We start from the raw sequence: 12,922 nt of genomic DNA, 5'->3' as shown, positions 1-12,922 counted from the left end.
GGGGGTGCGGGGAACTGCCGTGAGGCTTGACCTAGTTGACGCTGTGTCCGTTCAGTCCGGCGTGTGCGTAGTGATTGTGACTGTCGGGAATGTGGTTGTCTCCCAACACCCGAGCAATCTGCTGCTCACTGAGTCCGAGACGACGAAGCCTCTCGCACACTGCATCGAAATCGAGCATCTTCGCGTCGAGTTCCTGCTGCAGTGCAATCACTTCGGCGCGGATGGTCTCGGCCTCGTCCAGCGCTGCCAACGTGTCCTTCGGCTCGGGGAGCAGCAGGGCGAGCAGTCGATCACGTGCGTCGGTGCTCAGACCCTCGAAGGGGCGCTGCCCCGGCTGAGCCTCGTGCCGGCCCTCGGTGCTGCGCTCGGCAGAGACGTAATCCTGGGTGGCACCGAAGGACGGAATCTCGGCGAGCTGGTCCTGCGGCTCGTCCTTGGGTCCCTGCGCAGGTGCCGACGCGATGTCGATCGTCTGGCGCAGTGGACGATTCGGGATGAAGACGACTGCGATCAGCGTGACGATCGCGACGAAGCCGGCGATCATGAAGATGCGACCGGTCGCATCACCGTATGCGGTGCGGACGACTTCGAGGACGGGTGCGGGCAGTGACGTGAGATCGAGCGATCCACCGCCGCCCGACGAGCTGTCGACGCCGAGCTGGGCCAGGCCGGCTGCGGACTTGTCGGCCACCCGGGTGGCGAGCAGCGAACCGAGAACCGAGACGCCGATCGCGCCGCCGAAGGTGCGGAAGAACGCAACCGTCGACGAAGCCGCTCCGACGTTCTGCACACTGACCGTGTTCTGCACTGCGAGAACGAGATTCTGCATCAGCATGCCGGTACCGAGGCCGACGATGGTGATGAAGATGCCGACCGTGACCAGGCTGGTGGCGTGATCGATGGTGCCCAGGAGCAGGAATCCGACGACCAGCAGAACAGAGCCGGTGACGATGAACGGCTTCCACTTTCCGAACTTGGTGATGAGCTGACCCGAGCCGACGGAGGCGACGAGCATGCCGAACACCAGTGGGATGGAGAGCAATCCGGCTTCGGTGGGGGTGTAGCCGCGAGCGGTCTGGAAGTACTGGCCGAGGAAGGTGGTGGCTCCGAAGAGGCCGACGCGACGGCGATCGACGCGATGATGGCGAGGCCGGTGGTGCGCTCGGTGACGATCTTGAGCGGGATGATCGGCGACTTGTGCCGTGCCTCGACGATGATCGTGAGGATCAGCAGTAGAACTCCGCCGCCCACCAGGTAGGCCGTCTCACGGGAGATCCAGGCGTAGTAGTCGGCCTTGCCTGCGAACGACACCCACACCAGCAGAACGGAAACGCCTGCGGTGAGCAGAAGTGCGCCGAGCCAGTCGATGGAGACGTTGTCCTTGCGGACGGTCTTGATGTGCAGGGTCTTCTGCAGCAGTCCGAGAGCGATGACGGCCAGCGGCACGCAGACGAAGAAGCACCAGCGCCAACCGAGGGGGCTGTCGACGATGACGCCACCGAGGATCGGGCCACCGGACATCGACACGGCCATGACGGCACCGGTGTAGCCGGAGTAGCGGCCGCGATCACGCGGCGAGACGATGGTGCCGATGATGGCGATGACGAGAGCCGTCAGGCCACCCATGCCGATGCCCTGCACCACGCGTGCGGCCAGCAGGACCGGCACGTTGTGTGCGAAGCCGGCGATCAGCGAGCCCGCGACGAAGATGACGATCGCGCTCTGGACCAGCACCTTCTTGTTGAACAGGTCGGCGAGCTTGCCCCAGATGGGAGTGGACGCGGCGTTGGCCAGCAGGGCCGTGGTGATGACCCAGGCGTACGCGGTCTGCGAGCCTTTGAGGTCACCGATGATGGTGGGCAGTGCCGTCGAGACGATGGTGGTGCTCAGCAGCGCGGTGAACAGCGCAGCGAGCAGGCCGGTGAGGGCTTCGAGGATCTGGCGATGCGACATCGCGTCGGGATCGACGACTGCCTGATTGGGCGGAGTTTCCGCGGAAGTTGTCATGTCTTATCTCGCAATCGATTCAATGCGGACCACGTCCTGATGCTGGGCGTGGGCGTCTTCGGTGAAGGTGTCGTTCAGTTTGCGGATCGAGTCGAGTGCATCGAGTGCCTCGGACTCGCTCCAGCCGCTCAACATCACGGCCAGACGACGTGCGCGTCTGGCCCAAATTTGTTTCAGTCGAACCTGGCCCACGTCCGACACACAGACCCGAGACGCACGTCTGTCGTCGGGATCCGGATGCCGATCGATGTAGCCGAGGTCGACGAGGTCTGCGATCTGCCGGCTGAGGGCGGACTGACTGACGCAGAGCCTGCTGGCCAGGTCGGTCTGTCTGCATTCGCCCTCGGTCGCCAGGATGGACAGAACTCCGGTCAGGGCCTGCGGCAGGGGTGAATCCTCGACTCCGGTGGTCACGGCCCGCTTCAGCGTGCGCCCGAAGAGAAAGACCTCTTCGACCAACGACTCCGCTGTCGTGGATTGAACTGCCATGAGTGCTCCAACGTCGATTCTTATTTACTTGCTGTCTGCAACCATATATATACATACATGCGCTAAGCAAACATTATTCCTGTCTGGTGGGTCACAGGGTGGATCCGTCTGGGGATCGGCTCCCCGGATATGGATTTGTGCCTTCGATCGCAGTCGGAAATCCGAAACTGGGGAGCCGATCCGCGGCCGAGGGTGGCTAGCGCGGGTAGAAGAACGACCGCCGGACGCTCAACGCAACGGTCTCGCCCACCTGCGGGCGCGGCCCGCGCACCGAGCATCGGAAGTCCACATCGCCGGAGCGAACCAGAACATCGCTGGCATCACGTCCGAACAGTGAGGAGGTCACGGTGCCGCTGACGTCGCCGTCGCCGTCGGGCACGATCTCGATGTCGGTCGGCAGGATTGCGAGCGTCCCGGGTCCGGAGCCCTCCGCCGCGACTGTGAGTGAGCCGGAGGAAAATGTGCCCTGCGCGACGGTCCCGTCTACGAGGGTGGCGTCGGACAGGAAGCGGGCAACGAACGCCGATGCCGGAGCGCGCACCACGTCCTCGGGCGTACCGATCTGCGCGACGGCACCCTGATCGAGGACGACCACCCGGTCGGCGAGAGCAAGGGCCTCGGTGCGGTCGTGGGTCACGTGCAGGACGGTCAGGTTCGCGGCCCGCGTCAGCGCGCGCAGTTCGAGACGAAGACGATCACGCAGGGGCTCGTCCAGTGCAGACAGCGCCTCGTCGAGCAGCAGCGCCCGCGGCGAGGAGACCAGGGCGCGAGCGAGTGCGACGCGTTGCCGCTGGCCACCGGACAACGTCGACGGGTCCCGGTTCTCGAGCCCGGGCAGCCCGACGAGTTCGAGCACGGCGGCGACCTTCTTCTCGCGTTCGGACTTGGCGACCTTGGCCAGTTCGAGCGGGTAGGAGACATTCCGCCCGACGCTGCGGTGCGGCCACAGCGCGTGCTGCTGAAACACCATGCCGAGCTTGCGCGATTCGGGAGGCGTCGAGAGGCGCTCGCTCGCAACCACATCGGGGCCGATGGCAATCGAGCCGGCGGTCGGCGTCAGGAAGCCGGCGACGGTACGCAGCAGCGTGGTCTTGCCGGAGCCCGACGGTCCGACGAGTGCAACGAACTCGCCGTCGGCGATCTCCAGGTCGATGCCCTCCAAACCGATTGTGCCGTCGGGGTATCGGAGGCCGAGCTGCTCGATCGTGATGGCGGACATCGATTCCTTCTTCTCGGCGTCGGAACTACGGGCGTCGGAGCTACGGGCGTCCGGCTCGGGTGGATGCGACGAGGCCGAGGCCTGCGAATCCCACGAGCGCGACGAGTAGGGACAGGGCGGAGGCGGCGTTGTAGTCCCCGGCCTGCTGCAGGTTGAAGATGGATACGCCGAGGGTCTGTGTGCCCGGCGCGACGAGGAGCACCGACATGGTCAGCTCGCGCACCGCAGTGAGGGCGACGAGTACCGCGCCGGTGATCGCAGCCGGGATGGCCATCTTCCACGGCACGTCCCACAGTGATCGAAGTTGCGACGCGCCAGAGGATCTGGCGACTTCTTCGAGGGCTGTCGGAGTGGAACTCGAGGGTGCGCGGACAGCTTGGACGACGATCGCGAGGAACGCCATCACGTACGCGCACAGGATGACCCACTTCGTGTCGAACAGGCCGGTGTACCGGCCGATGATCAACCAGCCGACCGCGATGACGAGGCCGGGAATCGCCTGCGGCAGCATCGCTGCCAGATCCAGGCCGACGTTGTCGCGGGAACGAGTGCGGGTGGTGAGCACGCCGATGGCCAAGCCGAGGAATCCGCACACCACAGCGGCCCCGAGAGCCAGGGTCACCGAGTTCTGGATACCGACCAGCGTTCCCGGTGCGGTGACCGCGCTCTCGATGCTCTGCAGGGTGAGGTTGCTCCAGGTGAGTGGTACGCCGGGAGCCGGCAGCAACGCCTGCGTGGCCAACGCCAGGATCGGCAACACCGTCAGAGCCAGCCCGATGAGCCAGGCAACGATTCCTGCGGGAATTCGACTGCGACCCAGCGGAAGTAGCTGCGGGGCAGTGACCGCGCCGTCCAACTGAATCGATCGGCGGCCGAGAATGCGATCGATCGCTACTGCGACCACGGCGAGTGCGAGGAGTCCGATGCCGATGGTCGAGACCACCTCGAGGGGGCGATCGACGGTGCCCGACTGAATGTATCGATACACCATGGTCGAGAGCGTGACGTAGCGCTCGGGCAATCCGATCAGGCAGGAATGCCGAAGTCTGCAAGATTGGACACGGCCGTCAACGTCAGTGACGCCAGCAGGGCCGGACGCAGCAGCGGCAGCGTCACGTCGCGCATGGCCCGGAACGGAGATGCTCCGGCAATGCGAGCCGCCTGTTCGAGATCGCCCGGTACGCGTCGGAGCGCCGCCGAAATGATCAGGTACGCAAGCGGGTACGAGTGGACCGTGAGCAAGAAGATCACCCCGTCGCCGCCGTAGATGTTCCACAGCGGACCGCCGCCGAACGTCTCGTTCCAGAACGAGTTGATCATTCCGCTCGGGCCCAGCAGACCCGTCCAGGCGATTGCGCCGACGAACGGCGGAATCAGCAAGGGGCTGAGCAGAATCAGGCGCAGCACTGACCGGCCCGGCAGGTCGGTGCGATCGAGAACGAGGGCCATGACGGTCGCGATGGCCACCGCCGCGGCCGCGGACAGGCCTGCCGACACGATGCTGTTGGCCGCAGCCGACGCGATTCCGCCGTCGAGCAGCTCCTGTATGTGGTTGCCGCCCAATCCGATCGAGACCACGGCGGCCAGCGGTGCACCGATCAGGGCCAGTACGGCCAGCCACAGGCCGGCGCGTACCCAGGTGACGCGGTCAGCCAAGAAGATCGTTGAACGTGGCGACGGCATCGGGCTGTGAGGCAGTGATGGTGGCGAGGTCCGGGTTCAGCAGTTCGATCTCGTCGAGCGGGGGTGTGCCCTCGGGCGTGCCGACATCGGACCGGACCGGCAGGTACTGCTGCTCCACAGCGATTTCCTGACCGCGCTTGCTGACCAGGAAGTCCACGTACTTCTGGGCCGCTTCGGGATTGGCGGAATCCGCGAAGATCCCGGCGGGCTGGGAGATGTACGGAACGCCGTCGGTGGGGTACGACGCGGCGATGGGCGATCCCTTGTCGGCCAGCTCGCGCACCAGGTAGTCGACGACGATGCCGACGGGCTGAGTACCGGCGGCGACGGCTGAGCGACGGGGCCGTTGCTCTCGGCGACCACGGGTTCGTTGGCGACGAGGTCGGTGAGCCACGGCAGGCCGAGGTCGTCCTGGCCCAGCCAGACGGCGGTGTTGAAGGCGGCCGCGCCGGACACATCCGGATTGGGCAGCGTGATCCGGCCCTTGTACTGGGGATCGGCCAGTTCCTTCCACGACGTCGGGGGCGCCGACACCGTGCCGGTGTTGTACGCGATGACCGTCGGGATGATGCGGGTACCGACGTAGTAGCCGTCGGGATCGACGACGTTGGGATCGAGCGCGTCGACGTCGGCAGGGGTGTACTGCAGGAGGAGGTCGTCGGCCTTGTACTTCTCGAACGTGGGGGCGTCCGCAGCGAGCAGAACGTCCGCACCGATGGAACCGGTCTGCCGCTCCGACGCGATGCGCGCGTTGAGATCGCCGGTGCCCGCGCGGAACACCTGTACGTCGATGCCGGGGTTCTCCGCGGTGAACTCGGCATTGAGAGCGTCGATCTTCGCCTGCGGCTCCGAGGTGTACACCGTGAGAGTGCCGCTGGCCCCGTCGCCGTTTCCACCGGCCTCGGGAGCCGCAGGCTCGGAGCAGGACGCAAGGGTGAGGGCGGCGAGACCGAGGATTCCACCGGTGGCAACGCGACGAACAGTGTTCACTTGGTACATCTCCTGGAGGCATCGAGCACGGAAGTTGCTCATGCTTCCGACCCGAATCGACCGGCAGGCAGGTGTTGCGGGAACTGCACATGTCGTCGGGGTGAACGACTCGATGGGTTCAGGGGCTGTGGATCTCGACCAGTTCTTCGATGGGCTGCCACGGGTCCCGCATCGAGCCGTCGATGTCGATCAGATCGCCCGCGAGGGTTGGCTCGTGTGCGGAGTCGAAGACGTCGGCTATGTCGTCGAATGTGTTCCAGTGCTTTCGCTCTGTCGGCCCCAACAAGGCGCTGGGGCGTCCGGCAACCGTGATCAGCATCGACTCGCCGGCCTCCGCGCGCTTGACATAGTCGGACGCGTGCTGCCGAAGCTCATGTCCGATGGACTCCATACAGAGAGAGTAGGACTGTGCCCGCCGGTGCAGCGGGGGAGGACGTCCCCGCGGGGACGTTTTCGGCGATACAGTCCGGACATGGACGTTGTGCGCGCGATGCCATTGCTCACGGTCACCGATCTCGATGCGGCGCTGGACAAGTACGTCCAGGTCACCGGCATGGAGGTGGTGATGAATCACGGTTGGATCGCCACGCTCGCGCCGTCGGGTGACAGTGCGGCGCAGCTCAGCCTGATCACCACCGATCCCACCGGACCGGTCAATCCATCCGCGTCGATCGAGGTGGACGACGTGGACGCGGCCTACCGAGCTGCCGTCGATGCGGACCTCGAGATCGTCTACGAGATCACCAACGAAGAGTGGGGCGTGCGCCGATTCTTCTTTCGCGACTCCGGCGGCAACGTGGTGAACGTTCTTTCTCACCTGTGACCCGGATGCAGCAACTCTCCGCGCCGGACGCCGCGAAGAGTGCGGGTGGCCACGGTGAACCAGGCGGCGAGCAGTAGGACGTACAGGGCAACGGCCAGAGCCTGCACCGCACCGAAGTTCAGTGCCCGCCCCAGCGCAGTCGCTCCGGTGACACAGGTGCCGACGGGAAAGGTGAACGACCACCACGTCAGCGAGAACCCCAGGTTCCTGCGCGCCGCGTGCACGGTGAGAGCCGTCGCGAGCGCGAACATCAACATTCCGAAGCCGCCCATGATCAACCCGTAGCCGATGCCGACAACGTGGAGTCCGACGGCGATCGACGACTGTGCACCGGTGAACACCATCGACGCGTCGGTGCCGAGCAGGTTCGCCGCCGTGATCGACTGCCCGATCAGTCCCAGCGTGATCCACACGGTCGGAGCCGCGTCGACGGGCGGTAGACCGCCGTGCAGCAGACGCCCGTAGATCAGAGTCAGCGTGATCATCCCGACGATCAGCGACAGACCGAACATCGCGTAGCAGGCGCACAGCAGCGCCAGCCGCCACTGGCCCTCGGGTAGGTGCGGAAGCAGCAAAGCCCCGGTCGAGGCCGAGACCATCGGCGGCACCACTGGCATCAGCCACGCGGGCAGGGCGGCAACGTCGCGATGATCGGACGCGGTGATCATTCGATACGGAACGACGACGCTGGTGAGCAGACCGGTGATCGTCCCGGTGATCCACAGGCCGGCGAACAGCGTTGTGGCCGCAGTGGATCCGAGCAGGTCCGCTCCGAGGAGACCTGCACCCGCGCCGACGGTGAGCATCGCCATGGGCGGAGCGCCGTAGAACTGCACCATCACCGGGTGCCGGGCATAGGCGACGGCTCGGTCGCGATGCCCGATCCAGTGCCGCGCGAAGGCCGCACCGATCACGATCAGCGCCGCGGCGGCGCAGACCCAGACAGCGACCGCGAAAAACGTGCAGAGCCGGGAACTGCACCGGCAACGCCGCGGCCGCGGTGGCTACGATGCCGGTCCCCATCACCGCAGCGAACCAGTTGGGGGTGATGTGCTCGAAGGGCTGGCGGCGCACCACGCGGTAGGAGCTGTCACGGCCATGTCTTCAGCCTGCGCGGTGCCGTGCCCCCTCGGTAGGCAGCAGTTCGTCCACCAGCCATAACCCAGGGCTATGGCTACAGGTGAGCCTTCGCCGCCACGGTGAGCAACTCCGCGGCCGGTCCACTCGGCGCGCGGCCGGACGGCCAGATTGCCCGCAGCGCACGGCGCAAGGTCAGTCCTGGGATCGGTACGCGGACCAGAGTGCCGGCGGCCAACTCGGGGGCAACGGCCAGTGAGCTCAGCACGCTCCGCCGATTCCTGCCCCGACCGCGGACTTGATCGCCGTCGTCGAGGAGACCTCGAGGAGCGGCGACATCGGTTTCCCGAGACCCGCTGCAGCCAAGGCGCTTTCGTAGGCCGAGCGCGTCCCCGACCCGGCCTCCCGCGTCACCAGTGCGGTGGCGACGATCTCGGCGGCCGACGGCGCGGTGACGGCCCACGAGTGGTCCGGTGCCACCACGAGCAGAAGTTCGTCGGTGGCAACGGTCCGGTGGTCCAGAGCTGCAGGGACACTGGGGCTTTCGATGAAACCGAGGTCGGCGGCACCGGCAAGCACCTTCTCGGCGACGACCGTCGAGTTACCCGAGCTCAGCGTCGGAACGATGTGGGGGACAAGCGTGTGCAGCGTGACCAGCCATCGCGGTAGAAGATACTCTGCGACAGTCTGACTCGCGGCAATCTGCACATGGCCGATGCGTTCGGCGTGCAACGTGGCGATGGCCGTTGCCAAGTCCTCGGCGGACCGAACGACCGGCGCGGCCCAACTCGCGACGAGCTCACCGAGTTCGGTCAGTACCGTTCCTCGCGCCCCGCGTCGCAGCAGCGGAGCGCCGACGCGTCTTTCCAACGCACGAATACGTGCACTGGCCGCCGGCTGCGACATGCCGTGGGCTCTACCCGCTCGCCCGATGCTGCCGAGCTCGGCCACCGACAGCAGCAGGTCGATGCTGGTGAGATCGGCAACGTGAGGGGGAAGCGGCACGGGGCGAGCCTACTTTCGTCAGTAGTCGCTGAACAGGTCCAGCTCGCCGTCGTCCTCGGGCTCGTCCTCGGGTGCGTTGTCGGGACCGTCGTCACTGCGCTCGTGCAGCACCGAACCCACCAGGGCGGTGACGTCGATCGCGGCGGGATCGGGGATGGGATGTCCTTCGACGAAGGCGAGTCGCTCGGCCGACAGGTAGGCCAGGCGCACGGCCTGGACCACGAGGACGCGTCGTAGACCCTCGGAGACCTCGCCTCGTTCGCGGGTGACCGCTGCCAGCCGCGAGATGGTTTCGGCGCGGCGGGCGATGCGGATGTCGGGATGCCCACGCTCGCGGCGGGTCTGCTCGGAGATCAGGGACCGACGCAGCGACGCCGGGAGTGCGATGGGCTCCGAGACCGGCGGAATCTTCTCGTTCAGGATCGCCTTGTGCCGCGACTTGTCGATGGCCTCGAGGTACGCCGTGTACTCGTGCGCATTCAGATCACGCTCGGCTGTGCGGAATTGTTCTGCGCCGTCGGACTTCTTGAGATCCTCGTACTGCCACAGCGGCCAGATCTCGATCTCCGCGACCTCGAAGACGTCGAGCACCCGCATCGCGACGGCGTCGGTTCGCTGATTGGTCAGATGACGCTGCACCCGGACGCTGAGCTTCTCCTTGGTCTGCCCCACGTAGATCGGCTCGCCGTCGTAGTCGTAGAACGCATACACGCCCCATTTGGCTGCCGACCACACCCGGCCCTGATGGTCCCTCTCGCTCAGCACTTCTCGCAGAGCCGTGCGAAAGGACTGCACATCGTCCGCGGGAAGTGTGCTCTTGCGCGGCGCGATGGCAGATGACCGCAGCGAGGACCTACCGTGACTTGACATGCGCCGCAGCCGTATTCGATGAGTTCAGCGTCCCGGTGACCAGAGGCATCAGGTAGTGCTCGGCCAACCAGGCGACCACGGGAACGCACACCGCATCCCCGAACCCGAAGAGCGCCTGGTTGTTTCGCAGACCGTCGAGTGTGTACTCGCCCGCACCCATCAGGCGGGCGTACTCGAGTGGCGTCATCCAGCGCACCTGCAACCGGCCGTTGCCCATCTTGACCACCGCCTGCTTCGACGAACCGCCGCGGGCGGTGCGGAGGCAGCCGGAGATGTCGTCGGGGCGAGCCTCCCAGACGGCGACGCCGTTGCGGGTGCGACGGTAGGCGGTGCGGTAGCTGACCTTGCGGGCCTTCTTGAGAATCTCGATGCGCTGCAACTGAATCGGCGACAGCGACTGCGCGAACGCCGCGGTACGGGCTGTATCCCACCACCGCTCGTCGCGATAGTCCATGCGCTCGACCAGATCTCCCAGACCGCTGGTCAACGGAATCGGCGGACTCGGCAGCGGAGCCCGGTGGGTCAGCAACGTCGAATCGCCGTACACCGCCTGCAACCAATCCGGCCGAAGCTCACTGTTGGGATCGCGGGCATCCTCGGGGGGATTCTGCGCACCGATCAAGAACAGACGTGGACGCGACTGCGGAACGAAGCGTCGAGCATCGATGGTGAGGACATCCACCGAATAGCCGAGCTCGTTGAGCTCGCGAACCGCTGCGGCCAGATCGTCGCCGCCGTGACTGGTCGCCAGCCCGACGACGTTCTCCAGCGCCACCACCTCGGGTCGAGCATCACCGAGCTCGCTCAACACCCGCGTGAAATGCCGGAACGTCGAGGAATTCTTGCCCGCAAGCCCGGCCCGGCCGCCGGCCAACGACAAGTCGGTGCACGGAAACGACGCCCACGCCAACGACAGACCGTCGGGCAGATCGTCTCCTCGAGTGCGAGCGACATCGCCGAGTTGAAAATGGCCGGCATCGTCTCCGAAGTGCTGGCGATACATGTGGTGCTTGTCGCGCTCGATGTCGTTGGCCCACGAGACCTCGAAGCCGGCCTGCTCCAGGCCCATTCGCACCAAGCCGATACCGGCGAAGAACTCCGCGACAGTGTGGATCCGGCCGAGCGCAGGTGCGGAAGAACCACCCGGCACCACAGTCAACTTCGGCATGTACTCAGGCTAGTACAGCGCTCCGACAAGGTTGTGCCTACTGCCGGCTCAGGCAGTGGTCGCCAGCGCCGCGGCCAAGCCGAATGCCAGTGCCAGCAGGCAGACGTGCGCGGCCGCTCGCCCCACCGAGTGCTCCACCGTGGATCGGTGTGCGGCGACGGTCGGCAACCACGTCCCACGGATCCGGTGAGCCGACGCGATCAGGATCACCGTGGCGAGAACCTTGGCGAGAACGATTCGGCCGTAACCGGTCTCGACCACCGCCGTGAGGCTGTCGAGCTTCAGGACCGCGTCCAACACCCCGGTGGTGGCAACTCCGACGACGCACCAGAACGCGACTCGCGAATAGACCGGCAACAGCGTCGCCCACGCCGATTTGCTCCGCAGACTCAACGCCATCGCACCCAGTACACCGAGCCACACCGACGCGCACAGCACGTGCACGGCAACGGCAAAGGAGCCGAACGTGAACTGCGACATGTGCCCGGTGATCGGCCGAGCGACCAGTGCAAGGGACGCCAGCACGATCACCGGAGTCGGAGACCAGCTCGCCCCCGACCGATACCCGGCCACCCCGATGGCGCAGAGGGTGAGCGCAGGATCACCGTCGCCGTACCCAGACGACCCACGGAGATGGAGGTTGCGAACGTGGCGAAAGCGCTCGGCGACAACGTCAGTGGCGTACGCCCGGCAGAATCGGCCGCCGCAGCGGCCAGCAGAACGAACTCGGCCACCGCCCACAGTCCCGACAGATAACCGATCGCGCGCCACATCACCAGCGAGTCGACGGCGGGGCGTCGGGAATCGGAATTGCCGTCCAGGACAGCGAGAACCCCGAACCCCAACACCACCGAGCCCGACGCCACCGCGATCACCCGTAGCCACGACGACCCACCGGGAAAGGTGGGGTACGCCAGCGCGAACGCCGCCGCGACCCCCAGCAACGCCGCAGCTGCGGCGGCGAGTACCAGCCGAACGCTTCTCTCGCCCACCGCAGCCACGTCGGTACTACTTCTGGTTCTTCGGCTTGCGCAGAGCGAATGCCAAAGCCCCGGCGAAAGCCAGAACCGCCACTGCGATCAGCGCGATCCGACCGTAGCCGCCGAGGAACGAACTCTCGGACTCCTCGGAGCTGCTCGACGCGTCGGCCGGTGCCCCGGGAGTTCCCGAACCCTCCTGCGTCAGCGTGAACGTCGCGGTACCGCTCACGGGGTGGCCGTCGGCCGAGGTGATGCGATACGCGAGGGTGTACTCGCCGATCGGTCCCAGTTCACCGACGTCGACGACGACGCTCTGACCTTCGACGCGTGCATCGCCCTCGGACCAGATGTTGCCGTCGGGCCCGACGACGTTGAGCGTGGCGAACTGCGACTGCGGCACCTCGTTGAACGTCACCGACGCCGTCGCCGGAGACGAGTCCAGGGACGAGCCGTCGGCCGGGCTGTACCCGGTGACCTGCGAATGCGCCGACGCGATCGGTGCGGCGAGCAACAGCATCAGCAGTGCCAGGGCCGAGACGACCAGTGCCTTCGTGGACACGGCGAGCGACTTCACGAGCGCCGCGCCCGGATCGTCGCGCCGATGCCCAGAC

12 protein-coding genes and 3 pseudogenes are annotated in these 12,922 nt (G+C 66.3%); 1 reads left to right on the top strand and 14 read right to left on the bottom strand.

Features of this window, described 5'->3' with window-relative positions; genetic code table 11:
• Nucleotides 1–31: 31 nt before the first annotated feature.
• The 6 genes and pseudogenes from RHBS_RS15345 to RHBS_RS15320 form a co-directional block, all read right to left on the bottom strand.
• Nucleotides 32–1,953, bottom strand: a pseudogene (locus RHBS_RS15345) (MDR family MFS transporter).
• Between the two features lie 57 nt (nt 1,954–2,010).
• The gene (locus RHBS_RS15340) at nt 2,011–2,496 is read right to left on the bottom strand and encodes a MarR family winged helix-turn-helix transcriptional regulator (RefSeq protein WP_121871759.1); all 486 of its coding nucleotides are present in this window, start codon (nt 2,494–2,496) and stop codon (nt 2,011–2,013) included.
• A gap of 196 nt (nt 2,497–2,692) precedes the next feature.
• A complete protein-coding gene (locus RHBS_RS15335) occupies nt 2,693–3,715 on the bottom strand; it encodes an ABC transporter ATP-binding protein (protein ID WP_121871760.1) in 1,023 nt (340 codons plus the stop codon).
• A gap of 40 nt (nt 3,716–3,755) precedes the next feature.
• Nucleotides 3,756–5,398, bottom strand: a pseudogene (locus RHBS_RS15330) (ABC transporter permease).
• Nucleotides 5,364–6,397, bottom strand: a pseudogene (locus RHBS_RS15325) (ABC transporter substrate-binding protein). Before RHBS_RS15325 ends, RHBS_RS15330 begins: the two co-directional pseudogenes overlap by 35 nt.
• A gap of 109 nt (nt 6,398–6,506) precedes the next feature.
• Nucleotides 6,507–6,779: a type II toxin-antitoxin system Phd/YefM family antitoxin gene (locus tag RHBS_RS15320; protein WP_121871762.1), complete on the bottom strand. Its 273-nt coding sequence runs from the start codon at nt 6,777–6,779 to the stop codon at nt 6,507–6,509.
• Nucleotides 6,780–6,860: 81 nt separating this feature from the next.
• On the opposite strand from RHBS_RS15320, the gene RHBS_RS15315 reads away from it, so the two are divergent.
• Nucleotides 6,861–7,211 (top strand): VOC family protein, encoded by a 351-nt coding sequence (locus RHBS_RS15315; RefSeq protein WP_183130336.1) that lies wholly within the window; start codon nt 6,861–6,863, stop codon nt 7,209–7,211.
• On the opposite strand, the gene RHBS_RS15310 is transcribed toward RHBS_RS15315, so the two are convergent.
• The 8 genes from RHBS_RS15310 to RHBS_RS15285 form a co-directional block, all read right to left on the bottom strand.
• Nucleotides 7,202–8,125: a TDT family transporter gene (locus RHBS_RS15310; protein WP_306303539.1), complete on the bottom strand. Its 924-nt coding sequence runs from the start codon at nt 8,123–8,125 to the stop codon at nt 7,202–7,204. The two genes, RHBS_RS15315 and RHBS_RS15310, sit on opposite strands and share 10 nt — an antisense overlap.
• Before the next feature lie 260 nt (nt 8,126–8,385).
• Entirely contained in the window at nt 8,386–8,556 is a 171-nt protein-coding gene (locus tag RHBS_RS30675) for a LysR substrate-binding domain-containing protein (RefSeq protein WP_237669261.1), read from the bottom strand.
• Complete coding sequence (locus RHBS_RS15305; protein WP_237669260.1) at nt 8,550–9,293, bottom strand: LysR family transcriptional regulator; 744 nt, start codon at nt 9,291–9,293, stop codon at nt 8,550–8,552. Before RHBS_RS15305 ends, RHBS_RS30675 begins: the two co-directional genes overlap by 7 nt.
• An 18-nt stretch (nt 9,294–9,311) precedes the next feature.
• Nucleotides 9,312–10,163 (bottom strand): GIY-YIG nuclease family protein, encoded by an 852-nt coding sequence (locus RHBS_RS15300; protein ID WP_121871765.1) that lies wholly within the window; start codon nt 10,161–10,163, stop codon nt 9,312–9,314.
• Nucleotides 10,147–11,331, bottom strand: a complete 1,185-nt coding sequence (locus tag RHBS_RS15295) for a DNA cytosine methyltransferase (RefSeq protein ID WP_237669259.1) — start codon at nt 11,329–11,331, stop codon at nt 10,147–10,149. The genes RHBS_RS15300 and RHBS_RS15295 overlap by 17 nt, the downstream gene beginning before the upstream one ends.
• Nucleotides 11,332–11,379: 48 nt before the next feature.
• Nucleotides 11,380–11,862 (bottom strand): CopD family protein, encoded by a 483-nt coding sequence (locus tag RHBS_RS30670; RefSeq protein WP_237669258.1) that lies wholly within the window; start codon nt 11,860–11,862, stop codon nt 11,380–11,382.
• Nucleotides 11,859–12,323: a hypothetical protein gene (locus RHBS_RS30665; RefSeq protein ID WP_237669257.1), complete on the bottom strand. Its 465-nt coding sequence runs from the start codon at nt 12,321–12,323 to the stop codon at nt 11,859–11,861. Before RHBS_RS30665 ends, RHBS_RS30670 begins: the two co-directional genes overlap by 4 nt.
• Before the next feature lie 16 nt (nt 12,324–12,339).
• On the bottom strand, nt 12,340–12,828 hold the full coding sequence (locus RHBS_RS15285; protein ID WP_121872859.1) for a copper resistance CopC family protein: 489 nt from the start codon (nt 12,826–12,828) through the stop codon (nt 12,340–12,342).
• Between the last annotated feature and the right edge of the window lie 94 nt (nt 12,829–12,922).

Origin of the sequence: Rhodococcus sp. BS-15 (assembly GCF_000813105.1) — a bacterium.
Classification (GTDB): Bacteria; Actinomycetota; Actinomycetes; order Mycobacteriales; family Mycobacteriaceae; genus Rhodococcoides.
The sequence above is the reverse complement of the archived record's forward strand: the minus strand, read 5'-3'. Positions and strand labels throughout refer to the sequence as shown.

What these genes read in the sequence shown, in the direction of transcription:
- RHBS_RS15340 (WP_121871759.1), bottom strand. Translation starts at nt 2,496, where the DNA reads ATGGCAGTTCAATCCACGACAGCGGAGTCGTTGGTCGAAGAGGTCTTT.
- RHBS_RS15335 (WP_121871760.1), bottom strand. Translation starts at nt 3,715, where the DNA reads ATGTCCGCCATCACGATCGAGCAGCTCGGCCTCCGATACCCCGACGGC.
- RHBS_RS15320 (WP_121871762.1), bottom strand. Translation starts at nt 6,779, where the DNA reads ATGGAGTCCATCGGACATGAGCTTCGGCAGCACGCGTCCGACTATGTC.
- RHBS_RS15315 (WP_183130336.1), top strand. Translation starts at nt 6,861, where the DNA reads ATGGACGTTGTGCGCGCGATGCCATTGCTCACGGTCACCGATCTCGAT.
- RHBS_RS15300 (WP_121871765.1), bottom strand. Translation starts at nt 10,163, where the DNA reads ATGTCAAGTCACGGTAGGTCCTCGCTGCGGTCATCTGCCATCGCGCCG.
- RHBS_RS15295 (WP_237669259.1), bottom strand. Translation starts at nt 11,331, where the DNA reads ATGCCGAAGTTGACTGTGGTGCCGGGTGGTTCTTCCGCACCTGCGCTC.
- RHBS_RS15285 (WP_121872859.1), bottom strand. Translation starts at nt 12,828, where the DNA reads ATGCTGTTGCTCGCCGCACCGATCGCGTCGGCGCATTCGCAGGTCACC.